This window comes from Kosakonia sp. ML.JS2a (assembly GCF_025642095.1).
GTDB lineage: Bacteria > Pseudomonadota > Gammaproteobacteria > Enterobacterales > Enterobacteriaceae.
This window is the reverse complement of the sequence record NZ_CP106754.1, coordinates 4,426,176-4,452,790: the sequence shown is the minus strand read 5'-3', so window position 1 is coordinate 4,452,790 and position 26,615 is coordinate 4,426,176. Positions and strand designations below refer to the sequence as shown.

Below are 26,615 nucleotides of genomic sequence, written 5' to 3'. Positions count from 1 at the left end.
GCGCCGTTAATGCACGACGCTACGTTACGTAGTGATGGCGCAGGATTCTAACAGCTTGCGTGTCGCGAATACAGCTTTTCCACCAGAAAAATCGCTATCAAGGCCAGATTTTCATACCTGCAGGATACAGCCTGATGAAATCCTTCTCCTTTCTGCTTTGTTAAGGCAATCGTCGGTTAACGTCGCACGCTGTACAAGGTATAATCCGACGATTTTCACTGTTTTGAGCCAGACATGAAGCTGATACGCGGCATACATAATCTCAGCCAGGCACCGCACGGGTGTGTGCTGACTATTGGTAATTTCGATGGCGTACACCGTGGCCATCAGGCGTTATTACAAGGGCTTGGCGAAGAAGGCCGCGCTCGTGGGCTACCGGTGGTGGTGATGATTTTTGAACCCCAACCGCTGGAACTGTTCGCCGGAGAAAAAGCGCCTGCACGTTTAACGCGTTTGCGGGAAAAGCTGCGCTGGCTGGCTGAATGCGGCGTGGAATATGTGCTGTGCGTGCGTTTCGATCGGCGTTTTGCGGCGCTGACCGCACAAACGTTTGTCAGCGATCTGCTTGTCGATCGCCTTGGCGTGAAATTTCTCGCCGTCGGTGATGATTTCCGCTTTGGCGCTGGTCGCCAGGGGGATTTCTTGTTATTACAGAAAGCGGGCGAAAAGTACGGCTTTGACGTCATCAGCACACAAACCTTTTGTGAAGGCGGCGCTCGCGTAAGCAGCACGGCGGTGCGCCAGGCGCTGGCCGACGATAACCTCGAACAAGCTGAAAAGTTACTGGGCCATCCCTTTAGCATCTCCGGGCGTGTGGTGCACGGCGATGAGTTGGGGCGGACGATAGGTTTTCCGACGGCGAATTTACCGCTGCGTCGTCAGGTCTCCCCGGTTAAAGGGGTGTATGCGGTGGAAGTGGCTGGACTGGGCGATACTGTCCTTCCCGGCGTTGCCAATATCGGCACTCGCCCGACAGTCTCTGGTGTACGTCAGCAACTGGAAGTGCATTTGCTGGATGTTGTAATGGACCTCTACGGGCGCCATATAGATGTAGTACTGCGTAAAAAAATACGCAATGAGCAGCGATTTGCCTCCCTCGATGAACTGAAAGCGCAAATCGCCCGAGATGAGGTAGCGGCCCGCGAGTTTTTTGGGCTATCTAAACCGGCTTCTTAAGGCCTGGTGGTATTAATCAAACCGAAATACGGAACCGAGAATCTGATGAGTGACTATAAATCTACCCTGAATTTGCCGGAAACAGGGTTCCCGATGCGTGGCGATCTCGCCAAACGCGAACCGGGGATGCTGGCGCGTTGGACTGATGATGACCTGTACGGCATCATCCGTGCAGCGAAAAAAGGCAAAAAAACCTTCATTCTGCATGATGGCCCTCCTTATGCGAATGGCAGCATTCATATTGGTCACTCGGTTAACAAGATTCTGAAAGACATTATTGTGAAGTCCAAAGGACTCACAGGCTATGACTCGCCTTATGTTCCGGGCTGGGACTGCCACGGTCTGCCGATCGAGCTGAAAGTGGAGCAGGAGTTCGGGAAACCGGGCGAGAAGTTCACCGCCGCCGAGTTCCGCGCCAAATGTCGCGAATATGCGGCCACGCAGGTTGACGGTCAACGCGCTGACTTTATCCGTCTTGGCGTGCTGGGCGACTGGTCGCACCCGTACCTGACCATGGATTTCAAAACCGAAGCCAACATCATTCGTGCGCTGGGTAAAATCATTGGCAATGGCCACCTGCATAAAGGTGCGAAACCGGTGCACTGGTGTGTGGACTGCCGCTCTGCGCTGGCGGAAGCGGAAGTGGAGTATTACGACAAAACCTCCCCGTCCATTGATGTCGCATTCCACGCGGTCGATCAGGCTGCGGTAAAAGCCAAATTCGGCGTATCGTCGGTAAATGGCCCGGTTTCACTGGTTATCTGGACCACCACCCCATGGACGCTTCCGGCCAACCGTGCAATTTCCGTTTCTCCGGAGTTTGACTATGCGCTGGTGCAAATTGACGGTCAGGCGCTGATCCTGGCGAAAGATCTGGTTGAGAGCGTAGCAAAACGCATCGGCGCTGCAGACTACGCTGTTCTGGGCACCGTGAAAGGTTCTGAACTGGAACTGATGCGCTTTAAACACCCGTTCCTCAGCTTCGACGTACCGGCGATCCTCGGCGATCACGTTACGCTGGATGCGGGTACCGGTGCGGTGCATACCGCCGGTGGACATGGCCCGGACGACTACACCATCAGCCTGAAATACGGTCTGGAAATCGCTAACCCTGTCGGCCCGGATGGTGCGTATCTGGTCGGAACTTATCCTGGGCTGGATGGCATCAACGTCTTTAAAGCCAACGACATCATCGTCAATATGCTGCGTGACAGCGGCGCACTGCTGCATGTCGAAAAATTGCAGCACAGCTATCCGTGCTGCTGGCGTCACAAGTCGCCGATCATCTTCCGCGCCACGCCGCAGTGGTTCGTCAGCATGGATCAGAAAGGCCTGCGCGCGCAGTCGCTCAAAGAGATCAAAGGCGTACAGTGGATCCCGGACTGGGGCCAGGCGCGTATCGAATCCATGGTCGCTAACCGTCCTGACTGGTGTATTTCGCGCCAGCGTACCTGGGGCGTGCCGATGTCGCTGTTTGTTCACAAAGACACCGAAGAGCTGCATCCGCGTACTGAAGAGCTGATTGAAGCCGTCGCTAAACGCGTTGAAGCGGACGGTATCCAGGCATGGTGGGATCTCGATCCTCGTGACATCCTGGGTGACGATGCCGACAACTATGTAAAAGTGCCGGACACGCTGGACGTCTGGTTTGACTCCGGTTCAACCCATGCTTCTGTTGTGGATGTGCGCCCGGAATTCGCCGGTCATGCTGCGGATATGTATCTTGAAGGGTCGGATCAGCATCGCGGCTGGTTTATGTCTTCACTGATGATCTCCACGGCGATGAAAGGCAAAGCGCCATACCGCCAGGTGCTGACCCACGGCTTCACCGTTGATGGCCAGGGCCGCAAAATGTCCAAATCCATCGGCAACACCGTGTCGCCGCAGGATGTGATGAACAAGCTGGGTGCAGACATTTTACGTCTGTGGGTGGCGTCGACCGACTATACCGGCGAAATGGCGGTGTCGGACGAAATCCTCAAACGTGCTGCCGACAGCTATCGTCGTATCCGTAACACCGCACGCTTCCTGCTGGCGAACCTGAACGGTTTCGATCCGGTGAAAGATATGGTGCAACCGGAAGAGATGGTGGTTCTGGATCGTTGGGCGGTTGGCTGCGCGCAAGCGGCGCAGGAAGATATCCTGAAAGCCTACGAGTCCTACGACTTCCATGAAGTGGTACAGCGTCTGATGCGCTTCTGCTCCATCGAGATGGGCTCGTTCTACCTCGACATCATCAAAGACCGCCAGTACACCGCAAAAGCAGACAGCGTTGCGCGTCGTAGCTGCCAGACCGCGCTGTATCATATCAGCGAAGCACTGGTGCGCTGGATGGCGCCGATCATGTCCTTCACCGCAGATGAAATCTGGGGTTACCTGCCGGGCAATCGTGAGAAGTATGTTTTCACCGGTGAGTGGTACGAAGGCCTGTTTGGTCTTGCTGAAACCGAAACCATGAACGATACCTTCTGGGACGAGCTGCTGAAAGTCCGCGGCGAAGTGAACAAGGTGATTGAACAGGCGCGTGCAGACAAGAAAGTCGGTGGTTCTCTGGAAGCGGCGGTAACGCTGTTTGCCGAACCTGAGCTGGCGGCGAAGCTGACGGCGCTGGGGGATGAATTGCGATTTGTCCTGTTGACCTCGGGGGCGAAAGTTGCGGATTATGCAACAGCTTCTGCGGACGCCTGGCAGAGCGATGTGCTCAAAGGGCTGAAGGTCGAGTTAAGCAAAGCCGAAGGTGAGAAATGCCCGCGTTGCTGGCATTACACTACCGATGTCGGTCAGGTGGCGGAACACGCAGATATCTGTGGACGCTGTGTCAGCAACGTCGCCGGTAACGGCGAAAAACGTAAGTTTGCCTGATGAGTAAACCGATCCTTTCAACAGGGCTGCGCTGGCTGTGGCTGGTCGTGGTTGTGCTGATTATCGATCTGGGCAGTAAGTACCTGATCCTCCAGAACTTTGCTCTGGGGGATACGGTTTCTCTGTTCCCGTCGCTTAATCTGCACTATGCGCGTAACTATGGCGCCGCATTCAGTTTTCTGGCGGACAGCGGTGGCTGGCAGCGCTGGTTCTTTGCGGGTATCGCGATTGGTATCTGTGTGGTGCTGGCGGTGCTGATGTACCGGGCGAAAGCCTCGCAGAAACTGAATAACATCGCTTATGCGCTGATTATCGGTGGTGCGCTGGGTAACCTGTTCGACCGTTTGTGGCATGGTTTTGTCGTCGATATGATCGATTTCTATATGGGCGACTGGCATTTTGCTACGTTTAACCTTGCTGATACCGCTATTTGTATCGGTGCGGCGTTGATTGTGCTGGAAGGTTTCTTACCTTCTGCGGCAACGAAGAAACAGGCGTAAGCCGTCAAAGTCGTGTAGGCCCGGTTGTGGGCCGGATAAGCGTCGCGCCATCCGGCTATTAAAATGCAACCGGGCAGTACCACGGCTAAAAACATAAGAGCAACCTGCATGTCTAAATCCGTACAAAGCGATAGCGCAGTGCTGGTGCACTTTACGCTGAAGCTTGAAGATGGCTCTCTTGCCGAGTCAACCCGCAATAACGGCAAACCGGCGCTGTTTCGCCTTGGTGACGGTTCACTATCCGAAGGACTGGAACAACATCTGCTGGGTCTGAAAGCCGGGGAGAAAAAAGAGTTCTCTCTCGAGCCAGACGCCGCATTCGGTACGCCGAGTCCGGACCTGATCCAGTACTTCTCCCGTCGCGAGTTTATGGACGCCGGAGAACCTGAAGTCGGTGCGATTATGCTCTTTACTGCGATGGACGGAAGTGAAATGCCCGGCGTGATCCGTGAAGTCAACGGCGACTCCATTACCGTTGATTTTAACCACCCGCTGGCGGGCAGAACCGTCCATTTTGATATCGATGTGCTGGAAGTCGATCCAGCGCTGGAGGCATAAATGCAGATCCTGTTGGCTAACCCGCGCGGTTTTTGCGCCGGAGTTGACCGCGCTATCAGCATTGTTGAAAACGCGCTGGCCATCTACGGCGCGCCGATTTACGTGCGCCATGAAGTGGTGCATAACCGCTATGTCGTTGATAGCCTGCGCGAGCGCGGCGCTATTTTTATTGAGCAGATCAGCGAAGTACCGGATGGCGCGATCCTCATTTTCTCCGCCCACGGGGTTTCCCAGGCGGTGCGTAATGAAGCCAAAAGTCGCGATCTAACCGTCTTCGATGCAACCTGTCCACTGGTCACCAAAGTGCATATGGAAGTTGCCCGCGCCAGCCGACGCGGCGAAGAGGCGATTCTGATTGGCCACGCGGGTCATCCGGAAGTGGAAGGCACCATGGGCCAGTACAGTAACCCGGAAGGGGGCATGTATCTGGTGGAATCGCCGGAAGATGTCGGAACGCTGAACATCAAAGACGCGGGTAAGCTGTCGTTTATGACGCAGACCACGCTTTCAGTCGATGACACCTCCGATGTGATTGATGCGCTGCGTGAGCGTTTCCCGCAGATTGTCGGCCCACGTAAAGACGATATCTGCTATGCCACCACCAACCGTCAGGAAGCCGTGCGCGCGCTGGCTGAGCGGGCGGAAGTGGTGCTGGTTGTCGGCTCGAAAAACTCCTCCAACTCTAATCGCCTTGCTGAACTGGCGCAGCGCATGGGCAAAAAAGCCTATTTGATCGATGATGCGTCAGATATTCAGGAAGCCTGGGTGAAAGAGATCACCTGCGTTGGCGTCACCGCCGGGGCATCTGCACCGGACATTCTTGTACAGAACGTGATTGCCCGCTTGCAGGAGCTGGGCGGTGGCGAGGCCATTCCGCTGGAAGGGCGTGAAGAGAATATTGTTTTTGAAGTGCCAAAAGAGCTGCGCGTGGATGTTCGCGAAGTCGAATAACGTTTTTACCCGTGCCTTATGCGAAGATGCCAGACTCAGTCTGGCATTTTTTTTGATAATTTTGTGGAGGTGTTATGCGTCAGCCGATCATTCTCGACACCGATCCCGGTATTGATGATGCTGTTGCCCTTGCCGCGGCCTTGTTTGCGCCACAGTGCGATCTCAGGTTAATCACCACCGTTGCCGGTAACGTTTCTCTGGAGAAAACCACCCGTAATGCGCTGCAACTACTGAATTTCTGGCAGGCCGACATTCCGCTGGCGCAGGGGGCTGCAACACCTTTACTGCGGCCTCTTCACAGTGCAGCCGATGTCCACGGCGAGTCCGGAATGGATGGCTACGACTTTGTGGAACACCAGCGTCAGCCGCTGGCGAAACCGGCGTTTCAGGCGATCCGTGACGTGCTACTGGCATTGCCGGAACCGGTAACGCTGGTCACTATCGGCCCGCTGACCAACATTGCCCTGTTGTTGTCGCACTACCCGGAGTGCCAGTTCAATATCCGCCGACTGGTGATGATGGGCGGTTCCGCCGGGCGCGGCAATTTTACCCCGAACGCTGAATTTAATATTGCTGTCGATCCGGAAGCCGCCGCCCGCGTGTTTAATAGCGGTCTGGATATTGTGATGTGTGGGCTGGATGTTACCAACCGGGCGACATTAACCCCCGAATTTCTGGCGACGCTGCCCACGCTAAACCGCACGGGTAACATGCTGCACGCGCTGTTTAGCCACTACCGCAGCGGCAGCATGACAACCGGGTTGCGGATGCATGATCTCTGTGCGATTGCCTGTCTGGTTCGGCCTGAGTTGTTTACGCTGAAATCCTGCTTTGTGGTAGTCGAAACCCAGGGGAGTTTTACAGCAGGGACCACCGTGGTGGATCTCGACGGCAAGCTTAAGCAACCGCCAAACGCGCGGGTAGCGCTGGATATCGACATAAACGGTTTTCGCCACTGGGTGGCGGAAGTGCTGGCGCTGGCACCCTAAGAAGCCATTTTTTCACTCAGGTAATCGATCATTGCCCGCATGCGGGCGGGCATATGTTTGTTACGCGTCCACAGTAGCCACAGTTCTCCGGTATAGCTGCTGATGAATTCCCATTCCGGCAGGAGTTGCACAATCTCGCCGCTATCGAGTGATTCGCGGGCGGTAAACAGCGGCAGGCTGCCAATACCAAGATGCTGCTTAACGGCATCCAGTCGCACGCCGGTGTGATTCGCGGCATAACGTCCCCGGGTCTGAATGGTTTCCACGTTGTCGCCGCGACAGAATTTCCAGCGTGAATCCGCCGGCGTCTCGCCAAGGCTGATACAGCTATGTTCGCGCAATGCCTGCGGGTGAGTTGGCGTACCATGCTGGCGCAAGTATTCCGGTGTCGCGCAGATAACGTGCGTCACCGGCATCAGCGTTCTGCCATAGAGTCCGGGAGAGGGGGAATGGGTTATGCGCAGCGCCAGATCGACGCCGTCATCGATCAGATCCATATAGCGGTCCTCAAGCCGCAAACAGATATCCACTTGCGGGTAGCGCTGGAGAAATTCAGGCATCAACGGGTGAATAACAAAACGACCAATGGCTTTGGGAACGCTGACGGTCAACTTACCCTGCGCGATGCTCTGCATACTGCTGCCAGAATCCATGGCCTGGCGTGCCGCATCCAGCATCTCCACGGCATGGTCATACACCATTTTTCCTGTGGCGCTGAGCGCCAGTTTGCGGGTGGTGCGGTGCAACAGCTTATTGCCTAACTCACGTTCCAGTCGCGTAACGCTACGGCTGATTGCCGAGGGTGTCGCGCCAGACAGGCGAGCCGCCGCGGAAAAACTGCCCTGATCAACGATGCAGACAAACGTCGCAAGATCCGGAAGCAGACTCAGATTCAGATTCATTTGTGCGTACCAGGCAAAGGTGCATTGAATGGCGATGCAATTATCGCTATCGGTGAATTGAATATACTCTGCCTCTTTAGAGGAGGACACCCCATGACTGAACGTCTTTATTACACCTGCGATATGCTGGAGTGCACTGCACAGGTGCTACGCTGTGATCAACAGGCCGATGGGCGCTATGCGATTGTGCCCGATAAAACGGTTTTTCATCCGCAGGGTGGCGGTCAGCCCGCCGATAAGGGATGGATCGCCGGGATCCCGGTTGAGTCTGTTTTGCAACAAGGCGACGATGTTGTGCATATTCTGGCGCAGCCTTTGGCGGCAAATGAGGTCAGACTACAAGTCGATGCTGTTTGTCGTGCATTGCATGCGCGTCTACATTCCGCCGGGCATGTGATTGGTTATGCCGGAGAGCAGTATGGCTGGCGACCGGTAAAAGCGCACCACTGGCCGGGGGAAGGGCGCATCACCTTCGCTGCCGGGGAGAATGCCCGCGAACCGGAGATCCCGATGCTGGATGCACTCATTGCGGGTTGGCAGTCTGCGGCATTGCCCCGTCATATTGCCTTTGAGGATGGGCGTCGCAAGGTGCGCTTTGGCGATCTCCAGGCCTATGGTTGCGGCGGTACGCATGTCTCTTCGCTGGCTGAACTGGGTTCGGTGGTGATCGGTAGCGTTAAAATGAAAAAAGGTCAGCTTATCGTCAGTTACACGGTGCAATAAGCCATAACGTCTGAGTCTGCTTCGTCGTATCATGCCTTTTACTGATATTTCTGGCTGTATATCATTAATTTCTAATTATCGGCGTTTTCGGCTGGTGGCTCCGTCGCGGGCTGGTTAATCTGGAAACGATTCTCACGCATTTTTTTAACAAAAGAGTACAACTATGCATGATGCACCAATCCGCGTAGCCATCGCGGGCGCTGGCGGGCGTATGGGCCGTCAGCTGATTCAGGCGGCACTGGGAATGGAAGGCGTGGAGCTTGGCGCTGCGCTGGAGCGCGAGGGATCGTCCCTGTTAGGCAGCGACGCGGGCGAACTGGCCGGTGTGGCGAAAACAGGCGTAGCCGTGCAGAGCAGCCTTGAGGCGGTAAAAGATCATTTTGATGTGTTTATCGACTTTACTCGCCCGGAAGGAACGCTGAACCATCTGGCTTTCTGCCGTCAGCATGGCAAAGGCATGGTCATTGGCACCACCGGGTTTGATGATGCAGGCAAACAGGCGATTGCTGATGCAGCGCAGGAGATAGGGATTGTTTTTGCCGCGAACTTCAGCGTAGGCGTAAACGTCATGCTGAAGCTGCTGGAGAAAGCGGCAAAAGTGATGGGTGACTACACCGATATCGAAATCGTTGAAGCGCATCATCGCTATAAAGTCGATGCTCCGTCAGGTACCGCGCTGGCAATGGGTGAAGCAATTGCCCAGGCACTGAATAAAGATTTAAAAGAGTGCGCCGTGTATGCGCGTGAAGGCCACACGGGTGAGCGTGTTCCGGGCACAATTGGTTTTGCGACCGTACGTGCAGGGGACATCGTCGGCGAACATACAGCGATGTTCGCCGATATTGGCGAACGTGTCGAGATTACGCATAAAGCTTCAAGCCGCATGACCTTTGCTAACGGCGCAGTTCGCTCCGCTTCGTGGTTGAAAGGAAAAAATAAGGGCCTTTTTGATATGCGAGATGTGCTTGATCTCAATAATTTGTAAGTTTATTACCCATCGTGATGTGGTTGTTGCAGTCGTAGTGAGTTGATTGCAAAGGGCAATATTTTATTGCCCTTTTATTTTCTCTCTTTCAGGGTGATTTTATCCAGAATCATCTAAAATTATCACTCTTCCTCATGTTTTCTGTTTCAAAATTGTAAATTTTGACCATCTGGTCCACTTTTTACCTTATGGCGCAACCCGTAAGCAATTTTCTAACCGCGCAAGCGTTTTCCTGGGCAGTTTATTTGATCTTTTTATCTGTTAAAACCAGCAGGAAAGGGCAATGGCGTAAAACAACAAGAAAAATAGGCGAGATAAGTTGACTTTTAACCGACATCTCTCCAGAATGCCGCCGTTTGCCAAAAATCCACGGCCAGCAAATTTGCATTGATTCATTATCTGTATTTGAATTAATATGCAAATAAAGTGAGTGAATATTCTCTGGAGGATGTTTTGATTAAGTCAGCGCTATTGGTTCTGGAAGACGGAACCCAGTTTCACGGTCGGGCCATAGGGGCAACGGGCACGGCGGTTGGGGAAGTCGTTTTCAATACTTCAATGACCGGTTATCAAGAAATCCTCACTGATCCTTCCTATTCCCGCCAAATCGTCACTCTTACTTATCCCCATATCGGCAATGTCGGCACCAATTCCGCTGACGAAGAATCCTCTCAGGTACATGCGCAAGGCCTCGTCATTCGTGACCTGCCGCTGATTGCCAGCAACTTCCGCAATACCGAAGATCTCTCTTCTTACCTGAAGCGCCATAACATCGTGGCGATTGCTGATATCGATACCCGTAAGCTGACCCGTTTGCTGCGCGAAAAAGGTGCGCAAAACGGCTGCATTATCGCAGGCGACAATGTCGATGCCGCTGTGGCGCTGGAGAAAGCGAAAGCCTTCCCGGGTCTGAACGGTATGGATCTGGCGAAAGAAGTGACCACCGCAGAAACCTACAGCTGGACACAGGGCAGCTGGACACTGGCGGGCGACCTGCCGCAGGCAAAGAAAGAGGGTGAGCTGCCGTTCCATGTTGTGGCTTACGACTACGGCGCGAAACGCAACATTCTGCGCATGCTGGTGGACAGAGGCTGCCGCCTGACGGTGGTACCGGCGAAAACGCCTGCCGCAGATGTCCTGAAACTCAATCCGGATGGTGTTTTCCTGTCTAACGGTCCTGGCGACCCGGCGCCGTGTGACTACGCTATCGATGCGATTAAAACGTTCCTTGAAACGGAGATTCCGGTGTTCGGCATCTGTCTCGGCCATCAGTTGCTGGCGCTGGCGAGCGGTGCGAAAACCGTGAAAATGAAATTTGGTCACCACGGCGGTAACCATCCGGTAAAAGATATCGATAACAACACGGTGATGATTACCGCGCAGAACCACGGTTTTGCCGTCGATGAAGCCTCCATGCCTGCTAACCTGCGCGTCACGCATAAGTCGCTGTTCGATGGCACGCTGCAGGGGATTCATCGCACCGACAAACCGGCATTCAGTTTCCAGGGGCATCCGGAAGCAAGCCCGGGGCCGCACGATGCCGCGCCGCTGTTCGACCATTTTATCGAGTTAATTGAGCAATACCGCAACACCGCCAAATAATCAGGAGAACAAGAGCCATGCCAAAACGTACAGACATAAAAAGCATCCTGATCCTTGGCGCAGGTCCGATTGTTATCGGCCAGGCGTGTGAGTTCGACTACTCAGGCGCACAGGCCTGTAAAGCCCTGCGTGAAGAGGGCTACCGCGTTATCCTGGTGAACTCCAACCCGGCGACTATTATGACGGACCCGGAGATGGCGGACGCCACCTATATTGAGCCTATCCACTGGGAAGTGGTGCGCAAAATCATTGAAAAAGAGCGTCCGGACGCCGTACTGCCGACCATGGGTGGCCAGACTGCGCTGAACTGCGCGTTAGAGTTGGAACGTCAGGGCGTGCTGGAAGAATTCGGCGTGACCATGATTGGCGCGACCGCGGATGCAATTGATAAAGCAGAAGATCGCCGTCGCTTTGATATTGCGATGAAGAAAATCGGCCTCGATACTGCCCGCTCCGGCATTGCGCACACCATGGATGAAGCGCTGGCGGTGGCGGCGGATGTCGGCTATCCGTGCATTATCCGTCCTTCCTTTACCATGGGCGGCACCGGCGGCGGTATCGCTTATAACCGCGAAGAGTTTGAAGAAATTTGCGCCCGCGGTCTGGATCTCTCCCCGACCAATGAGCTGCTGATTGACGAGTCGCTGATCGGCTGGAAAGAGTATGAGATGGAAGTGGTGCGTGATAAGAACGACAACTGCATCATCGTCTGCTCGATTGAAAACTTCGACGCCATGGGGATCCATACCGGCGACTCCATCACCGTTGCGCCAGCACAAACGCTCACCGATAAAGAGTACCAAATCATGCGTAACGCCTCGATGGCGGTACTGCGTGAAATCGGCGTAGAGACAGGCGGTTCCAACGTACAGTTCGCGGTGAACCCGAAAAACGGCCGTCTGATTGTTATCGAAATGAACCCGCGCGTGTCCCGCTCTTCAGCGCTGGCGTCAAAAGCCACCGGCTTCCCGATTGCCAAAGTCGCGGCGAAACTGGCAGTGGGCTACACGCTGGACGAGCTGATGAACGACATCACCGGCGGTCGTACCCCGGCATCGTTCGAACCTTCTATCGACTACGTCGTGACCAAGATCCCGCGCTTCAACTTCGAGAAGTTTGTTGGCGCCAATGACCGTCTGACCACGCAGATGAAGTCTGTGGGTGAAGTGATGGCCATTGGCCGCACGCAGCAGGAATCGATGCAGAAAGCGTTGCGCGGTCTGGAAGTGGGCGCGACGGGCTTCGACCCGAAAGTGAGCCTTGACGATCCGGAAGCGCTGACCAAAATTCGCCGCGAGCTGAAAGACGCTGGCGCAGAGCGTATTTGGTACATCGCTGACGCATTCCGTGCGGGCCTCTCCGTGGACGGCGTGTTCAACCTGACCAATATCGACCGCTGGTTCCTGGTGCAAATTGAAGAGCTGGTGCGTCTGGAAGAGCAGGTTGCGAATGTCGGCATCAACGGCCTTGATGCGGACTTCCTGCGCCAGTTGAAACGCAAAGGCTTTGCCGATGCGCGTCTGGCGAAACTGGCTGGCGTGCGCGAGGCGGAAATCCGCAAGCTGCGCGATCAGTTCGACCTGCACCCGGTTTACAAACGCGTGGATACCTGTGCTGCCGAATTTGCCACCGACACTGCGTACATGTATTCCACCTATGAAGAAGAGTGCGAAGCCAACCCGAATCAGGATCGTGAAAAAATCATGGTGCTGGGCGGTGGTCCAAACCGTATCGGTCAGGGTATTGAGTTCGACTATTGCTGCGTACACGCTTCGCTGGCGCTGCGCGAAGATGGTTACGAGACCATTATGGTCAACTGTAACCCGGAAACCGTGTCGACCGACTATGACACCTCCGATCGCCTCTACTTTGAACCGGTTACCTTCGAAGATGTGCTGGAAATCGTGCGCATCGAGAAACCGAAAGGCGTGATTGTGCAGTACGGTGGTCAGACGCCGCTGAAACTGGCGCGTGCGTTGGAAGCTGCTGGCGTGCCGGTGATTGGCACCAGCCCGGATGCCATTGACCGTGCGGAAGACCGTGAGCGTTTCCAGCATGCGGTTGAACGCCTGAAGCTGAAACAGCCCGCTAACGCCACGGTCACGGCGCTGGAGCAGGCAGTTGAGAAAGCGAAAGAGATTACCTACCCGCTGGTGGTGCGTCCCTCTTATGTGCTGGGCGGCCGCGCGATGGAAATCGTCTACGACGAAATTGACCTGCGCCGCTACTTTATGACGGCAGTCAGCGTCTCCAACGATGCGCCGGTGCTGCTGGATAAATTCCTCGACGATGCAGTGGAAGTCGACGTCGATGCCGTGTGCGATGGCGAAAATGTGCTGATTGGCGGCATCATGGAGCATATCGAGCAGGCTGGCGTACACTCCGGCGACTCCGCCTGTTCTCTGCCGGCTTATACGCTGAGCCAGGAAATTCAGGATGTGATGCGCCAGCAGGTGCAGAAACTCGCGTTCGAATTGCAGGTGCGCGGTCTGATGAACGTGCAGTTTGCGGTGAAAGATAACGAAGTCTACCTGATTGAAGTGAACCCGCGTGCTGCGCGTACCGTACCGTTTGTCTCCAAGGCGACTGGCCTGCCGCTGGCAAAAGTCGCGGCGCGCGTGATGACCGGTAAAACGCTGGTGCAACAGGGCCACACCAAAGAGATCATCCCGCCGTACTACTCGGTGAAAGAAGTGGTGCTGCCGTTTAATAAATTCCCGGGCGTCGACCCGCTGTTAGGGCCAGAAATGCGCTCGACCGGTGAAGTGATGGGCGTGGGGCGTACGTTCGCGGAAGCATTCGCCAAAGCGCAGCTCGGCAGCAATTCCACGATGAAGAAACATGGCCGTGCGCTGCTCTCTGTGCGCGAAGGTGACAAAGAGCGTGTGGTGGATCTGGCGGCGAAACTGCTGAAACAGGGCTTCGAGCTGGATGCGACTCACGGGACGGCGATTGTGCTGGGCGAAGCGGGCATTAATCCGCGTCTGGTGAACAAAGTGCATGAAGGGCGTCCGCACATTCAGGATCGTATCAAGAATGGCGAATACACCTACATCATCAACACCACGGCGGGTCGCCAGGCGATTGAAGACTCCAAACTGATTCGCCGCAGCGCACTGCAGTACAAAGTGCATTATGACACCACACTGAACGGTGGCTTCGCGACGACCATGGCGCTGAACGCAGATGCGACTGAGAAAGTGATTTCGGTGCAGGAAATGCACGCGCTGATCGGTAAGTAATCGACCTCCGGCCCGCTTCCCGGGCCGGATTTACCGATCCTGATTCACAGGCCTGATGGTCAGGCCTGTGATACCTTACTCCTGCCATTCCCTTCAGAGTGTTCTGCATTTTCCCTGTTGCTCAGTGAGTTAACCTAAAATGGGTTAACAGATGAATGAAATCCACTGAAAAGCAGGGAGATAACCATGCGAACTAAACTTCTTATGACTTCAGTCTTTACTGCCGCCGCACTGTTTACCGTTGCCGGGTGTTCTTCGAATCAGGCCGTACGTACGACCGACGGTCGCACCATCGTCACTGACGGGAAACCGAAAGTGGATGATGATACCGGGCTGGTTTCCTATAAAAACGCCGAAACCGGTAAAACCGAGCAGATTAACCGCGATCAGGTGAAAAACATGAGCGAGCTGGATAACTGATCCGCGAGTGTGGTGCGGTGGCGGTTGCCATCGCACGCCTTTCCCCTTATTCCCGCACAGATTGTCGCTTTTAGCCGGACGATTAACTGTCTACACTCAAAGAAAAATAAGGCAGTGAAAACAGGCTAATCAATGATTCTGATTATTTATGCACATCCCTATCCGCAGCACTCCCATGCGAATAAGCGGATGATTGAACTGGCACGGACGCTGGAAAATGTCGAAGTGCGTTCCCTCTATGAGCTCTATCCCGATTTTAATATCGACATAGCCGCCGAGCAGGAGGCCGTTTCCCGCGCCGATCTGATTATCTGGCAACACCCAATGCAATGGTACGGCATCACGCCGCTGCTCAAATTGTGGATCGATAAAGTGTTGTCGCACGGCTGGGCTTATGGCCATGGTGGCACGGCGTTACACGGTAAGAGTGTGATGTGGGCGGTCACCACCGGCGGAGGGGAAAACCATTTCAACATTGGTTCTCACCCGGGGTTTGACGTGCTGTGCCAACCGTTGCAGGCCACTGCGCTTTATTGCGGGTTGAACTGGCTGCCGCCCTGCGCAGTGCATTACACCTTTGTCTGCGATGATGAAACCTTGCAGGCGCAGGCGCGTCATTATAAACAACGTTTGCTGGAGTGGCAGGAGGTGCAACATGGATAGTCATTCCTTAATTCAGGCGCTGATCTACCTTGGTTCGGCGGCACTGATCGTGCCTATTGCCGTCAGGCTGGGACTGGGTTCTGTGCTCGGTTATCTGATTGCCGGCGGCGTGATTGGTCCGTGGGGATTACGCCTGGTCACCGACGCGGAATCTATCCTGCATTTCGCCGAAATCGGCGTTGTGCTGATGCTGTTTGTGATCGGCCTGGAGTTGGATCCGCAGCGGTTATGGAAGCTGAGAGCCTCGGTGTTTGGCGGCGGCGCGTTGCAAATGGCCAGTTGTGGGATCCTGCTGGGTCTGTTTTGCGCGCTGTTAGGTCTGCCCTGGCCAGTGGCGTTGTTGATTGGTCTGACGCTGGCGCTCTCCTCAACCGCTATTGCGATGCAGGCGATGAATGAACGTAACCTGACAGTGTCGCAAATGGGACGCAGCGCTTTTTCGGTGTTGCTCTTCCAGGATATCGCCGCCATTCCGCTGGTGGCGATGATCCCCCTGCTGGCGGCGAGCGGTGCTTCAACCACGCTGGGGGCATTCACGCTTTCGGCGCTGAAAGTGGCTGGCGCGCTGGTGCTGGTTGTTTTGCTGGGGCGCTATGTTGCCCGCCCGGCATTGCGCTTTGTCGCGCGCTCTGGGCTGAGGGAAGTGTTCTGCGCTGTAGCGCTCTTTCTGGTCTTCGGCTTTGGTTTATTGCTGGAAGAAGCGGGCTTGTCGATGGCGATGGGGGCGTTTCTGGCTGGCGTATTGCTTGCCAGCTCCGAATACCGGCATGCGCTGGAAAGCGATATTGAACCGTTCAAAGGTTTGCTGCTCGGGTTGTTCTTTATCGGCGTCGGTATGTCTATCGACTTTGGCACACTGGTCACACACCCCTTGCGGATTTTGTTGCTGCTGGTGGGCTTCCTGGTCATTAAAAGTGCGGTGCTGTGGCTGATTGCCCGCCCGCTGAAAGTGCCCGGTAAGCAGCGCCTATGGTTCGCGGCATTGTTGGGGCAGGGGAGCGAATTCGCCTTTGTGGTGTTTGGCGCGGCACAAACGGCGCAGGTGCTGGATAGCGAGTGGGCAAAAGCGCTAACGCTTACCGTCGCGCTCTCTATGGCAGCAACGCCACTGCTGTTGGTGCTGTTAACCCGTCTGGAAACATCGGGCTCGCAGCAGGAGCGCGAAGCCGACGAAATTGATGAAGAAGAAGCGCGGGTGATTATTGCCGGTTTCGGGCGTTTTGGTCAGATCGCCGGGCGTCTGTTGCTCTCCAGCGGCGTGAAGATGGTGGTGCTCGATCACGATCCGGATCATATCGAAACGCTGCGCAAGTTCGGCATGAAGGTCTTTTACGGTGACGCCACGCGGGTGGATCTGTTGGAGTCTGCCGGAGCAGGGCGGGCGGAAGTCTTGATCAATGCGATTGACGATCCGCAGGCTAGCCTGTTGCTGACAGAACTGGCGAAAGAGCACTTCCCAGACCTGCAAGTGATTGCCCGTGCGCGCGATGTTGATCACTATATTCGCCTGCGCCAGGCCGGGGTTGATAAACCGGAGCGTGAAACCTTTGAGGCGGCGCTCAAGGTCGGGCGTATCGCGCTGGAAGGATTAGGTCTTGGTTCGTATGAAGCCCGCGAGCGTGCCGATCACTTCCGCCGTTTCAACACCCAAATGGTGGAGGAGATGGCGCAGGTTGAAAACGATGCGCTGGCGCGGGCGGCGGTATTCAAACGCACCAGCGCGATGCTGACGGAAATCATTGCGGAAGATCGCGCGCATCTGTCGCTGATTCAGCAACATGGCTGGCAGGGAACGGATGAAGGGCGGCATACCGGCGATCCCGGTGATGAGCCCGCCGTGAAACCGCAGGCCTGACGACATTATCGGGTAATCGTTTGATTCAAAAACGGTGGAACGCTGGCGATACAGTACTGTGCTGTGGTGTCGCCAGCAGAATGAAAAATTTTCTCATTCTTTACCTTGCCCACCGTCGACGAAAGATTGCGCTTTCCGTATAGTGGCGACAATTTTTTTGCATCCAGGAATGAATGAATGATCAGTTTGATTGCGGCGTTAGCGGTGGATCGCGTCATTGGCATGGAAAACGCGATGCCGTGGAATTTACCTGCCGATCTCGCCTGGTTTAAGCGCAATACCTTAAACAAACCGGTTGTGATGGGCCGCCTGACATGGGAATCCATTGGTCGTCCGCTGCCAGGCCGTAAGAACATTGTTATCAGTAGCCAGACAGGCACAGACGATCGTGTGGTGTGGGTGAAATCTGTCGATGAAGCGATTGCCGCCTGCGGTGATGTGGAAGAGATCATGGTGATCGGCGGCGGTCGCGTTTACGAGCAGTTCCTGCCGAAAGCGCAACGTCTCTACCTGACGCATATCGACGCAGAAGTGGAAGGCGATACCCATTTCCCGGACTACGATCCGGACGACTGGGAATCGGTGTTTAGCGAGTTTAACGACGCAGATGCGCAGAACTCGCACAGTTACTGCTTCGAGATTCTGGACCGCAGATAATACATCTCCCCGGCGCTATGCCGGGGACTGTTTTTCAGGAGGCGATCGCCTCGTCTTCACCCAGATCCATCTGGCGGTTAGAAGGTTGCACAAAGTAAGCTTTGTCTTCCCAGCGCAGGCAGGTTAATACGCCGCCCCAGCAACACCCCGTATCCAGTCCGTAGATCCCTTCCGGTGTACCTTCACCCTCCAGCGAAGCCCAGTGACCAAAGACAATGCTGTACTCCTGAGACACAGGGCCTGGAATGGAAAACCAAGGTTTTAACGGCGCGGGAGCATGGGCAGGAATGTCTTTGCAGTACATATCAAGCTGCCCGTTCGGGAAGCAGTAGCGCATGCGCGTTAATGCGTTGGTGATAAAGCGCAGACGAGCAAGACCGCTCAGTTCCGTTGACCAGTGGTTGGGCAGATCGCCATACATGGCGTCGAGAAACAGAGGATAGGAGTCGCTCGACAGCACGGCTTCGATATCGTGCGCACAATGTTTGGCCGTCTCGAGATCCCACTGAGGCGTGATCCCGGCATGAGCCATCACCAGTTTTTTCTCTTCGTCGACCTGGAGCAACGGCTGGCGGCGCAGCCAGTTAATCAGTTCATCGGCGTCAGCAGCTTCCAGTAGCGGAGTCAGCCGGTCTTTTGGCTTATTGCGGCTGATGCCGGCAAAGACGGCCAGCAGATGCAGGTCGTGATTTCCCAGTACGATACGCACGCTGTCGCCAAGTGATTTGACAAAACGCAGCACATCCAGTGAGCCAGGCCCACGGGCAACCAGATCGCCGGTCAACCATAAGGTATCCTGGCCGGGAGTAAAGTCGACCTGTTTTAACAATGCGATCAGTTCATCATAGCAACCATGAACGTCGCCAATAAGATATGTAGACATTGTGTATTAATGGATCAGTGTAGGAACGGCGAGCCGGAAGACCGGGATGGAAATGCGGAAGGCTTCCCCTTGCGCATCGATCATTTCGTAGTGGCCTTGCATGGTGCCCAGCGGCGTTTCGATAACCGCGCCGCTGGTGTACTGGTATTCGCCGCCGGGTTCAATGTGCGGCTGTACGCCGACTACACCTTCGCCCTGAACTTCCGTTTCGCGGCCATTTCCATTCGTGATCAACCAGTAGCGTTTCAGCAACTGGACAGGGGTTCGCCCTAGGTTCCGGATAGTAATGGTGTAAGCAAAGACATAGCGTTCATCGTCGGGAGTGGACTGAGACTCAATATAGACGCTTTGCACCTGAATACAGACTCGGGGCGAATTGATCATACGTTAACTCTCCTTCGGCGGCGCATTATCAACCAGGTAGTTCGCCAACTGGCAATATTGCGCAACAGAGATATTTTCTGCACGCATCGCCGGATCGATACCCAGCGATGTCAACACATCGACGGTAAACACGTTACCGAGGCTGTTGCGGATCGTCTTACGGCGCTGGTTAAAGGCTTCCGTGGTGATGCGGCTCAGCACACGAATCTCTTTTACCGGATGCGGCAGCGTCGTGTGCGGAACCAGACGAACCACGGCTGAATCCACTTTTGGCGGCGGCGCAAACGCCGTCGGCGGTACTTCCAGCACCGGAATGATCTGGCAATAGTACTGCGCCATGACGCTTAATCGACCATACGCTTTACTGTTTGGTCCTGCAACCAGGCGATTCACCACCTCTTTCTGCAACATAAAATGCATGTCGGCGATGGCATCAGTATAGCTAAACAGATGGAACATCAGCGGCGTCGAGATGTTATACGGCAGGTTGCCGAAGACGCGCAGTGGCTGACCGAGTGTCTGAGACAGCTCGCCAAAGTTCATGGTCATTGCATCTTGCTGATAGATAGTCAGTTTTGGCGCAAGGAATGGGTGCGTCTGCAGGCGCGCAGCCAAATCGCGGTCAAGTTCGATGACCGTCATTTTATCCAGGCGTTCACCGACGGGCTCCGTCAGTGCGCCAAGGCCCGGGCCGATTTCGACCATGGCCTGACCTTTTTGTGGGTTGATCGCCGAAACGATGCTGTCGATCACGAACTGGTCGTGGAGAAAGTTTTGCCCGAAGCGTTTGCGGGCTAAGTGGCCCTGATGGACGCGATTATTCATTGAGTATTAACAATCATTTTGATGGCGAGATTAAGCGCCGTAATAAAACTGCCGACATCCGCGGTTCCCTGGCCTGCGAGTTCAAGCGCGGTGCCATGGTCGACGGATGTGCGAATAAAAGGTAAACCGAGGGTGATATTCACGCCGCGGCCAAATCCCTGGTATTTTAGCACGGGCAGGCCCTGATCGTGGTACATCGCCAGCACTGCATCGGCATTATCGAGGTATTTGGGCTGAAACAGCGTATCGGCGGGCAGTGGGCCGCTTAAGTTCATGCCTTGCGCTCGCATTTCATCCAGCACCGGAATGAGGGTATCAATCTCTTCGGTGCCCATATGACCCCCTTCGCCCGCATGCGGGTTAAGGCCGCAAACTAAAATATGCGGCTGGCAAATACCGAACTTTTGCTGCAGGTCGCCGTGCAGGATGCCGATCACTTCGCGAAGCAGTTCCGGCGTGATCGCGTCGGCTACCGCTTTGAGCGGCAAGTGCGTGGTGGCCAGCGCTACGCGTAGCTCTTCGGTCGCCAGCATCATCACCACTTTGGCGGCGTGCGAGCGCTCCTCGAAAAACTCTGTATGCCCGGTAAAGGGGGTTCCGGCGTCGTTAATCACGCCTTTATGCACCGGACCGGTGATCAACGCGGCAAATTCGCCGTTCAGGCAGCCATCGCAAGCGCGAGCCAGCGTTTCGACGACGTAAGGACCGTTTTGCGTATTCAACACGCCGGGGGTAACCGTCGCGCGCAGGGAAATGGGCAACAGGGTCAGTGTCCCGGCCTGTTGCGGCGCAGCGGGCGTGGCGGGAGCGTACTCCCGCAACACCAGCGGCAGACCGAGCAGGGCTGCCCGGTCAGTTAGCAGCGTCGCATCTGCACAGATAACCAGTTCAACCGGCCAGTCGCGCTGGGCGAGTTGCACCACCAAATCCGGGCCAATCCCGGCGGGTTCGCCGGGAGTGATAACGACACGCGCTGTTTTCATTAGTTGCTCAGAATTTTCACGTAGGCGCTGGCGCGTTGTTCCTGCATCCAGGTTGCCGCTTCTTCAGAGAACTTACGGTTCATCAGCATACGGTAGGCTCTGTCTTTCTGCGCCGCGTCGGTTTTATCAACGTTGCGGGTATCAAGCATTTCGATCAGATGCCAGCCGAAGGAGGAGTGAACCGGGCCGCTCATTTGGCCGCGTTTCAGTTTCATCAACGCGTCACGGAAGGCTGGATCGTAAATGTCCGCAGCCGCCCAACCAAGATCGCCGCCCTGGTTTGCTGAGCCCGGATCCTGGGAGAACTCTTTTGCCGCGTTAGCAAAGGTGGTTTTGCCACTTTTGATATCGGCAGCGATCTCTTGCAGTTTCACACGAGCCTGATCGTCGCTCATGATCGGCGACGGTTTCAGCAGGATGTGGCGTGCGTGCACTTCGGTGACGGAAATGCTCTGGCTCTGACCACGCAGATCGTTCACTTTCAGGATGTGGAAACCTACGCCGGAACGGATCGGCCCGATCACATCGCCTTTTTTCGCCGTGCTTAATGCCTGGGCGAAAATACTTGGCAGTTCCTGGATGCGGCCCCAGCCCATCTGGCCGCCTTTCAGCGCTTGCTGATCGGCAGAGTAGGTGATGGCCAGTTTACCGAAGTCATTGCCGCTACGGGCTTGTTCAACAATGGAACGCGCCTGGCTTTCCGCTTCGTTAACCTGATCGGAGGTCGGGTTTTCCGGCAGCGGGATCAGGATGTGGCTCAGATTCAGCTCGGTGCTGGCATCGTTCTGGTTGCCCACTTGCTTCGCCAGCGTTTCAACTTCCTGCGGCAGCACGGTGACGCGACGGCGAACTTCGCTGTTGCGCACTTCGGAAATGATCATCTCTTTGCGGATCTGGGTACGGTAGGTGCTGAAATTCACCCCGTCGTAAGCCAGGCGGCTGCGCATCTGATCCATCGTCATATTGTTTTGTTTCGCAATATCGGCGATGGCGGCATCAAGCTGTTCGTCAGTGACTTTGACGCCCATTTTGGTGCCCATCTGCAAAATGATTTGATCCATGATCAGGCGTTCAAGGATCTGATGGCGCAGTGTGGCGTCATCAGGTAACTGCTGACCTGCCTGTCCTGCGTTAGCCTTCACGGATTGCATCAAACCATCAACGTCACTTTCAAGCACCACGCCGTTATTCACGACAGCAGCGACTTTATCTACAACCTGAGGCGCAGCAAAACTGGTATTCGCAACCATAGCGATACCGAGAAGCAGCGTTTTCCAGTTCTTCATACCTTTTCCATTTCAATTAACCGCAATGCGGATTACGTTGCAAATCAAACAGATCACATCGAGCTACGGTACGGCAGGATGTTTGAACGCAGCATTTGTTGCGTGCCCAAACCGTAGTTGGAACTCAAACCGCGCAGCTCAATGTTGAAACCGATGGCGTTGTCATACTTGCTTTGGTCATTTTGCCAGCCGTTAATTTTGCGTTCATAGCCAACGCGAATGGCATAACAGCAGGAGTTATACTGTAAACCTAACATCTGATCGGCCGGTTTACGGGTATTGGTATCGAAGTAGTAAGCGCCGACGACAGACCAACGGTCTACAATCGGCCAGCTTGCCACCGCACCTACCTGCGAAATCCCATTTTTATACTGCTCTGCAGTGGCATAGTTCGGCAGTGTCGCCTGGATATACTCCGGGCTGGCGTAGCGATAGCTCAGTTGCATCATACGGTCTTCATCGCGACGGTATTCCAGCGACGTGCTGCTGTTCGCGATGTTGTTCAGGCGAGTGTCATACTGCACCCCGCCGCGCAGACCCCAGCGATCGGAGATGCGCCAGTACGTGTCTCCCGCCCACACCAGCGAACCCGTTTTGTTGTCTTTCTCCCAGTTAATGTTGTCATCACCGGTACGGGACTCGGTGAAATAGTAGATTTGACCAACAGAAACGTTAAAACGTTCAACTGCCGCATCATCATAAATGCGGGATGTGACGCCGGTAGTGACCTGGTTCGCGGATGCGATACGGTCGAGGCCGCCGTAAGTACGGTCGCGGAACAGACCGCTATAGTCGGATTGCAGCAGCGTCGAGTCGTAGTTGTTGATATGGCTCTGATCGCGATACGGAACGTAGAGATACTGGGCGCGCGGCTCCAGCGTTTGAGTATAGCCTTCCGCCCAATTCATATCGCGTTCGAAAACCAGTTTGCCGTCCATTTTGAACTGCGGCATAACGCGGTTAGCGGAGTCTTTTAGCTTATTAGCTGACTCCAGCGTTGTCAGGTTTGAACTGCTGGCATCATTGCTGTACAGCTGCTGAGCATATGAACGATAGGAATCAAGATTGCTTTGCTGGTAGTGGGTCGCCAGCATTTTGACTTCGGTATTCAGGCTGCTCCACTCATTCGATACCGGCAGGCTTAATGTCGGCTCCAGGTGAACACGCGTCGCTTCAGGACGGTTGGAGTTGGTGCTGATGAAGTTAACGGCCTGACCATAAATATGGGCATCGAATGGCCCCAAATCGTTGTGGTACCAGTTCACATCCAGCTGCGGTTCTGCAGAATAGGAGTTACTGTTATTGCGGTTAAAGACCTGGAACTGTTTGGTGGAAACCGTGGCGTCAAAGTTTTCCACCGCGTAGCCGACGCTGAACTTCTGCGTGGCGTAACCGTCGGTGCTGGAACCGTATTTGGACGAGAAGTCGTTAAAATAGCTGGCATCGCTGACTTTGGTGTAGTCAACGTTAAAACGCCACACCTGATCCATTACCCCGGCATGTTGCCAGTAGAATAGCCAGCGATGGCGATCGCCTTCGGTAGGGTACTCATCCTGGTACACTTTATCTGACGGCAGGTAGTCAAATTCGATCAGACCTGAACCGGCTTGCGTCAGATAACGGAATTCGTTTTGCCACTGTACGCCGCCGCGTTTATGCATATAGTGCGGGGTAAGGGTGGCATCGAAGTTTGGCGCAATGTTCCAGTAGTACGGCAGATAAAACTCGAAGGAGTTGTTGGTGCTGTACTTGGCGTTCGGGATCAGGAAACCTGAACGGCGTTTATCGCCGACCGGCAATTGCAGATAAGGGCTGTAGAACACCGGAACCGGCCCCAGCTTAAAGCGCGCATTCCAGATTTCAGCGACCTGTTCTTCGCGGTCATGGATGACTTCGGTACCCACTACGCTCCAGGTATTGGAACCCGGCAGACAGGAGGTAAAAGAACCATTATCCAGAATGGTGTAGCGGTTTTCCCCGCGCTGTTTCATCAGGTCGGCGGTACCGCGCCCCTGACGTCCCACCATCTGGTAGTTGCCTTCCCAGACGTTAGTATCTTTCGTATTCAAATTTGACCAGGCTTTAGGACCTTTCAGGATGACCTGGTTGTCGTCATAGTGCACATTACCCAGTGCATCCACTGTGCGTACCGGATCCGCCTGACCTTCCGCCTGCTGTTGATGAAGCTGAACTTCATCCGCCTGTAAGCGGCTATTACCCTGATTCACATCCACATTGCCGCTGAAAACGGCATTGTCCGGGTAGTTGCCCTTCGCATCATCAGCGTTGATGGTCACCGGTAAGTTGTTGGTATCGCCCTGCACCAGTGGGCGGTTGTAGCTGGGAACGCCAAGCATACACTGCGAGGCAAGATCGGCTGCCAACCCCTGCTGGCTATAGAGAGCAGAGCCAATCATGGTGGCCAGGAGGGTGGGGATACGTTTTTTCATACGTTGTATTTGTTGTTCCGTCATCTGTGGCTTTACGCTGGCAAACGGTCAGAGACTAACTTACTCACCTTTGCAACGCTAGTGTTAATCCTGCCCGCGTTCGAGCCAGGTCAGAGAAGACTGTGCCTGTGCACGGCATAGAATGACGGGTATGATAAAGCAAATTTTAGCCGACGGCATGACGATTTGGGGAGTATATGCAGTATTGGGGAAAAGTGGTTGGTGTGGTCATTGCCCTTTTCGTGGGCGGCGGCTTTTGGGGCGCGATTCTGGGACTCATTATCGGGCATATGTTTGATAAAGCCCGCAGCCGGAAAATGGCGTGGTTTGCCAACCAACGTGAACGTCAGTCGCTCTTTTTTGCCACTACCTTTGAAGTGATGGGGCATCTGACCAAATCGAAAGGCCGTGTTACCGAAGCTGACATCCAGGTTGCCAGCCTGTTTATGGATCGGATGAACCTGCATGGCGAGTCGCGCACGGCGGCGCAGCACGCTTTTCGCGTCGGCAAAACGGATAATTACCCGCTGCGGGACAAGATGCGGCAGTTCCGCAGCATCTGTTTCGGGCGCTTTGATTTGATTAGGATGTTTCTGGAAATTCAAATCCAGGCCGCCTTCGCCGATGGCTCGTTGCACCCCAGCGAACGGGAAGTGCTGTACGTGATCGCTGAGGAACTTGGTATCTCGCGCATGCAGTTCGACCAGTTCCTGCGCATGATGCAGGGCGGGGCGCAGTTTGGCGGCGGTTACCATCATCAGCAACAGCAGGCGGGCGGCGGTTGGCAGCAGGCGCAGCGCGGGCCTACGCTGGAAGATGCCTGTAACGTGCTGGGGGTTAAAGCGTCCGATGACGCCACCACCATCAAGCGAGCTTACCGTAAGTTGATGGGCGAGCACCACCCGGACAAACTGGTGGCGAAAGGCTTACCGCCGGAGATGATGGAGATGGCGAAGCAAAAAGCGCAGGAAATACAGAAAGCTTACGAGCTTATCCGCGAGCAGAAGGGCTTCCGGTAATCGTGAGATCCCCCGACCGTCAGGCCGGGGGGAAGGTTCAGAAATCGACCGGGGCTTTGAAGGTCATGCTGTTGCCGAACGCCGGGTGAGTGATGGTCAGTGTCTCTGCATGCAGCAGCAAACGCGGTGCCATCGCCAGCGCTTCCGGTGGGGCGTAAAAACGATCGCCAAGGATAGGGTGCCCCAGCGCCAGCATATGCACACGCAACTGATGTGAACGACCGGTAATCGGCTTCAGACGCACGCGTGCCGTTCCATCCTCATCCGCACTCAGCACTTCATATTCGGTCTGCGCCGCTTTGCCGGTTTCATAACACACTTTCTGTTTCGGGCGATTTGGCCAGTCGCAAATCAGCGGCAGATCCACCAGACCTTCAGCGTTTTCCGGATGACCCCAGACTCGCGCCAGATACTGTTTTTTCGGCTCGCGTTCGCGGAACTGACGTTTTAACTCACGCTCTGCGGCTTTGGTGAGCGCCACCACAATCACACCGCTGGTCGCCATATCCAGACGATGCACGGATTCAGCCTGCGGAAAGTCGCGCTGGATACGCGTCATCACGCTGTCTTTATGCTCGTCCAGACGCCCCGGGACCGACAACAAGCCGCTGGGCTTGTTGACGACCATAATATGCGCATCCTGATAGAGAATGACCAGCCAGGGCTCTTGCGGCGGATTGTAGGGCTCCATCATCATGGT

General features: G+C 55.0%; 23 protein-coding genes. 15 read left to right on the top strand and 8 right to left on the bottom strand.

Annotation, left to right across the window (positions count from 1 at the left end; genetic code table 11):
* The first annotated feature begins 234 nt into the window (after nucleotides 1-234).
* The 6 genes from ribF (at nucleotide 235) to rihC (ending at nucleotide 7,036) form a co-directional block, all read left to right on the top strand.
* Nucleotides 235-1,176: a bifunctional riboflavin kinase/FAD synthetase gene (gene ribF, locus N7922_RS20980; RefSeq protein ID WP_263098103.1), complete on the top strand. Its 942-nt coding sequence runs from the start codon at nucleotides 235-237 to the stop codon at nucleotides 1,174-1,176.
* 45 nt (nucleotides 1,177-1,221) lie between these two features.
* Entirely contained in the window at nucleotides 1,222-4,038 is a 2,817-nt protein-coding gene (gene ileS, locus N7922_RS20975) for an isoleucine--tRNA ligase (protein ID WP_263098102.1), read from the top strand.
* Nucleotides 4,038-4,538, top strand: a complete 501-nt coding sequence (lspA, locus tag N7922_RS20970) for a signal peptidase II (protein ID WP_061497802.1) — start codon at nucleotides 4,038-4,040, stop codon at nucleotides 4,536-4,538. The genes ileS and lspA overlap by 1 nt, the downstream gene beginning before the upstream one ends.
* A 108-nt stretch (nucleotides 4,539-4,646) precedes the next feature.
* The gene (gene fkpB, locus N7922_RS20965) at nucleotides 4,647-5,096 is read left to right on the top strand and encodes an FKBP-type peptidyl-prolyl cis-trans isomerase (protein ID WP_263098101.1); all 450 of its coding nucleotides are present in this window, start codon (nucleotides 4,647-4,649) and stop codon (nucleotides 5,094-5,096) included.
* Nucleotides 5,097-6,047 (top strand): 4-hydroxy-3-methylbut-2-enyl diphosphate reductase, encoded by a 951-nt coding sequence (ispH, locus tag N7922_RS20960; protein ID WP_263098100.1) that lies wholly within the window; start codon nucleotides 5,097-5,099, stop codon nucleotides 6,045-6,047.
* A gap of 74 nt (nucleotides 6,048-6,121) precedes the next feature.
* Nucleotides 6,122-7,036: a ribonucleoside hydrolase RihC gene (rihC, locus tag N7922_RS20955; RefSeq protein WP_263098099.1), complete on the top strand. Its 915-nt coding sequence runs from the start codon at nucleotides 6,122-6,124 to the stop codon at nucleotides 7,034-7,036.
* Here the strand turns inward: rihC and N7922_RS20950 are convergent.
* Nucleotides 7,033-7,932 (bottom strand): LysR family transcriptional regulator, encoded by a 900-nt coding sequence (locus N7922_RS20950; protein WP_263100970.1) that lies wholly within the window; start codon nucleotides 7,930-7,932, stop codon nucleotides 7,033-7,035. The genes rihC and N7922_RS20950 overlap by 4 nt on opposite strands.
* A gap of 99 nt (nucleotides 7,933-8,031) precedes the next feature.
* Here N7922_RS20950 and N7922_RS20945 point away from each other — a divergent pair, with 99 nt between their 5' ends.
* The 8 genes from N7922_RS20945 (at nucleotide 8,032) to folA (ending at nucleotide 18,085) form a co-directional block, all read left to right on the top strand.
* Nucleotides 8,032-8,661 (top strand): alanyl-tRNA editing protein, encoded by a 630-nt coding sequence (locus N7922_RS20945; protein ID WP_263098098.1) that lies wholly within the window; start codon nucleotides 8,032-8,034, stop codon nucleotides 8,659-8,661.
* Between the two features lie 163 nt (nucleotides 8,662-8,824).
* Nucleotides 8,825-9,646, top strand: a complete 822-nt coding sequence (gene dapB / locus N7922_RS20940; protein ID WP_263098097.1) for a 4-hydroxy-tetrahydrodipicolinate reductase — start codon at nucleotides 8,825-8,827, stop codon at nucleotides 9,644-9,646.
* Between the two features lie 453 nt (nucleotides 9,647-10,099).
* Nucleotides 10,100-11,248, top strand: a complete 1,149-nt coding sequence (carA, locus tag N7922_RS20935; RefSeq protein ID WP_263098096.1) for a glutamine-hydrolyzing carbamoyl-phosphate synthase small subunit — start codon at nucleotides 10,100-10,102, stop codon at nucleotides 11,246-11,248.
* A 17-nt stretch (nucleotides 11,249-11,265) separates the two neighbouring features.
* Nucleotides 11,266-14,490, top strand: a complete 3,225-nt coding sequence (gene carB / locus N7922_RS20930) for a carbamoyl-phosphate synthase large subunit (RefSeq protein WP_263098095.1) — start codon at nucleotides 11,266-11,268, stop codon at nucleotides 14,488-14,490.
* A 186-nt stretch (nucleotides 14,491-14,676) separates the two neighbouring features.
* Nucleotides 14,677-14,910 (top strand): YgdI/YgdR family lipoprotein, encoded by a 234-nt coding sequence (locus N7922_RS20925; RefSeq protein WP_263098094.1) that lies wholly within the window; start codon nucleotides 14,677-14,679, stop codon nucleotides 14,908-14,910.
* 132 nt (nucleotides 14,911-15,042) lie between these two features.
* Nucleotides 15,043-15,573 (top strand): glutathione-regulated potassium-efflux system oxidoreductase KefF, encoded by a 531-nt coding sequence (gene kefF / locus N7922_RS20920; protein WP_263098093.1) that lies wholly within the window; start codon nucleotides 15,043-15,045, stop codon nucleotides 15,571-15,573.
* Entirely contained in the window at nucleotides 15,566-17,428 is a 1,863-nt protein-coding gene (kefC, locus tag N7922_RS20915) for a glutathione-regulated potassium-efflux system protein KefC (protein ID WP_263098092.1), read from the top strand. The genes kefF and kefC overlap by 8 nt, the downstream gene beginning before the upstream one ends.
* Before the next feature lie 177 nt (nucleotides 17,429-17,605).
* Complete coding sequence (folA, locus tag N7922_RS20910; RefSeq protein WP_263098091.1) at nucleotides 17,606-18,085, top strand: type 3 dihydrofolate reductase; 480 nt, start codon at nucleotides 17,606-17,608, stop codon at nucleotides 18,083-18,085.
* Between the two features lie 34 nt (nucleotides 18,086-18,119).
* On the opposite strand, the gene apaH is transcribed toward folA, so the two are convergent.
* Genes apaH through lptD form a run of 6 tightly spaced genes read right to left on the bottom strand, consistent with a single transcriptional unit; the run spans nucleotide 18,120 to nucleotide 24,896 of the window.
* Nucleotides 18,120-18,968 (bottom strand): bis(5'-nucleosyl)-tetraphosphatase (symmetrical) ApaH, encoded by an 849-nt coding sequence (gene apaH, locus N7922_RS20905; RefSeq protein WP_263098090.1) that lies wholly within the window; start codon nucleotides 18,966-18,968, stop codon nucleotides 18,120-18,122.
* Between the two features lie 6 nt (nucleotides 18,969-18,974).
* On the bottom strand, nucleotides 18,975-19,352 hold the full coding sequence (gene apaG, locus N7922_RS20900; RefSeq protein ID WP_263098089.1) for a Co2+/Mg2+ efflux protein ApaG: 378 nt from the start codon (nucleotides 19,350-19,352) through the stop codon (nucleotides 18,975-18,977).
* Nucleotides 19,353-19,355: 3 nt separating this feature from the next.
* Nucleotides 19,356-20,177, bottom strand: coding sequence for a 16S rRNA (adenine(1518)-N(6)/adenine(1519)-N(6))-dimethyltransferase RsmA (rsmA, locus tag N7922_RS20895; RefSeq protein ID WP_263098088.1), 822 nt, complete (start codon nucleotides 20,175-20,177; stop codon nucleotides 19,356-19,358).
* Nucleotides 20,174-21,160, bottom strand: coding sequence for a 4-hydroxythreonine-4-phosphate dehydrogenase PdxA (gene pdxA / locus N7922_RS20890; protein ID WP_263098087.1), 987 nt, complete (start codon nucleotides 21,158-21,160; stop codon nucleotides 20,174-20,176). The genes rsmA and pdxA overlap by 4 nt, the downstream gene beginning before the upstream one ends.
* Nucleotides 21,160-22,446 carry a peptidylprolyl isomerase SurA gene (gene surA, locus N7922_RS20885; protein WP_263098086.1) on the bottom strand — a complete coding sequence of 429 codons (1,287 nt, stop codon included), beginning with the start codon at nucleotides 22,444-22,446 and terminating at the stop codon, nucleotides 21,160-21,162. The genes pdxA and surA overlap by 1 nt, the downstream gene beginning before the upstream one ends.
* A gap of 53 nt (nucleotides 22,447-22,499) precedes the next feature.
* On the bottom strand, nucleotides 22,500-24,896 hold the full coding sequence (gene lptD, locus N7922_RS20880; RefSeq protein WP_263098085.1) for an LPS assembly protein LptD: 2,397 nt from the start codon (nucleotides 24,894-24,896) through the stop codon (nucleotides 22,500-22,502).
* 197 nt (nucleotides 24,897-25,093) lie between these two features.
* Between lptD and djlA the strand changes: the two genes are divergently transcribed.
* Nucleotides 25,094-25,915 (top strand): co-chaperone DjlA, encoded by an 822-nt coding sequence (djlA, locus tag N7922_RS20875; RefSeq protein ID WP_263098084.1) that lies wholly within the window; start codon nucleotides 25,094-25,096, stop codon nucleotides 25,913-25,915.
* A gap of 37 nt (nucleotides 25,916-25,952) precedes the next feature.
* On the opposite strand, the gene rluA is transcribed toward djlA, so the two are convergent.
* On the bottom strand, nucleotides 25,953-26,612 hold the full coding sequence (rluA, locus tag N7922_RS20870) for a bifunctional tRNA pseudouridine(32) synthase/23S rRNA pseudouridine(746) synthase RluA (protein ID WP_263098083.1): 660 nt from the start codon (nucleotides 26,610-26,612) through the stop codon (nucleotides 25,953-25,955).
* Nucleotides 26,613-26,615 lie beyond the last annotated feature (3 nt).

Coding starts and splice junctions, on each gene's coding strand:
- ribF (WP_263098103.1), top strand. CDS start 235: ATGAAGCTGATACGCGGCATACATAATCTCAGCCAGGCACCGCACGGG.
- ileS (WP_263098102.1), top strand. CDS start 1,222: ATGAGTGACTATAAATCTACCCTGAATTTGCCGGAAACAGGGTTCCCG.
- lspA (WP_061497802.1), top strand. CDS start 4,038: ATGAGTAAACCGATCCTTTCAACAGGGCTGCGCTGGCTGTGGCTGGTC.
- fkpB (WP_263098101.1), top strand. CDS start 4,647: ATGTCTAAATCCGTACAAAGCGATAGCGCAGTGCTGGTGCACTTTACG.
- ispH (WP_263098100.1), top strand. CDS start 5,097: ATGCAGATCCTGTTGGCTAACCCGCGCGGTTTTTGCGCCGGAGTTGAC.
- rihC (WP_263098099.1), top strand. CDS start 6,122: ATGCGTCAGCCGATCATTCTCGACACCGATCCCGGTATTGATGATGCT.
- N7922_RS20945 (WP_263098098.1), top strand. CDS start 8,032: ATGACTGAACGTCTTTATTACACCTGCGATATGCTGGAGTGCACTGCA.
- dapB (WP_263098097.1), top strand. CDS start 8,825: ATGCATGATGCACCAATCCGCGTAGCCATCGCGGGCGCTGGCGGGCGT.
- carB (WP_263098095.1), top strand. CDS start 11,266: ATGCCAAAACGTACAGACATAAAAAGCATCCTGATCCTTGGCGCAGGT.
- N7922_RS20925 (WP_263098094.1), top strand. CDS start 14,677: ATGCGAACTAAACTTCTTATGACTTCAGTCTTTACTGCCGCCGCACTG.
- kefF (WP_263098093.1), top strand. CDS start 15,043: ATGATTCTGATTATTTATGCACATCCCTATCCGCAGCACTCCCATGCG.
- kefC (WP_263098092.1), top strand. CDS start 15,566: ATGGATAGTCATTCCTTAATTCAGGCGCTGATCTACCTTGGTTCGGCG.
- folA (WP_263098091.1), top strand. CDS start 17,606: ATGATCAGTTTGATTGCGGCGTTAGCGGTGGATCGCGTCATTGGCATG.
- apaH (WP_263098090.1), bottom strand. CDS start 18,968: ATGTCTACATATCTTATTGGCGACGTTCATGGTTGCTATGATGAACTG.
- apaG (WP_263098089.1), bottom strand. CDS start 19,352: ATGATCAATTCGCCCCGAGTCTGTATTCAGGTGCAAAGCGTCTATATT.
- rsmA (WP_263098088.1), bottom strand. CDS start 20,177: ATGAATAATCGCGTCCATCAGGGCCACTTAGCCCGCAAACGCTTCGGG.
- pdxA (WP_263098087.1), bottom strand. CDS start 21,160: ATGAAAACAGCGCGTGTCGTTATCACTCCCGGCGAACCCGCCGGGATT.
- surA (WP_263098086.1), bottom strand. CDS start 22,446: ATGAAGAACTGGAAAACGCTGCTTCTCGGTATCGCTATGGTTGCGAAT.
- lptD (WP_263098085.1), bottom strand. CDS start 24,896: ATGAAAAAACGTATCCCCACCCTCCTGGCCACCATGATTGGCTCTGCT.
- djlA (WP_263098084.1), top strand. CDS start 25,094: ATGCAGTATTGGGGAAAAGTGGTTGGTGTGGTCATTGCCCTTTTCGTG.
- rluA (WP_263098083.1), bottom strand. CDS start 26,612: ATGATGATGGAGCCCTACAATCCGCCGCAAGAGCCCTGGCTGGTCATT.